Raw genomic sequence first — 554 nt, forward strand, 5'->3', positions numbered from 1 at the left:
GCGCAGGAGGTCGTGCAGGTTGGCTTCGCGGCTGAGTTTTTGGCCGAATACGCGCAGCTGCTCTTCTTCGGCGAGTTTTTGCGGCGTGTACCACGTTGTTTTCAAACGTTGGATTTCGCGTTCGATGGCTTCGCGTTTTTCGTTGAACATGCGCCATTGTTCTTCACCCACCAAGCCGATTTTGTAGCCGTCTTCGGTCAGGCGCATGTCGGCGTTGTCTTCCCTGAGTTGCAGGCGGTATTCGGCGCGGCTGGTGAACATTCGGTAAGGCTCGTTCACACCTTTGGTGATGAGGTCGTCCACCAATACGCCGAGATAGGCTTGTTCGCGGCGCAGCAGGAGCGGGTCTTGTTCGCGGATGTATTGCACGGCATTTGCGCCAGCGAGCAAGCCTTGCGCGGCGGCTTCTTCGTAGCCGGTGGTGGCGTTGATTTGTCCGGCGAAGAAGAGGCCTTGGATGGTTTTGGTTTCGAGGCTGGCTTTGAGGTTGCGCGGATCGAAGTAGTCGTATTCGATGGCGTAGCCGGGGCGCAGGATATGGGCGTTTTCGAGAC

The 554-nt window shown here is 57.4% G+C and carries 1 protein-coding gene; it reads right to left on the reverse strand.

The genetic code is table 11. From position 1 onward, the window contains the following. Nucleotides 1–554 (reverse strand): FAD-dependent oxidoreductase (locus ACTHUG_RS11320; RefSeq protein ID WP_440422264.1); only part of this gene is annotated, 554 nt, incomplete at both ends.

It is taken from the genome of Neisseria sp. P0022.S009 (genome assembly GCF_051956675.1).
Taxonomy (GTDB): Bacteria; Pseudomonadota; Gammaproteobacteria; order Burkholderiales; family Neisseriaceae; genus Neisseria.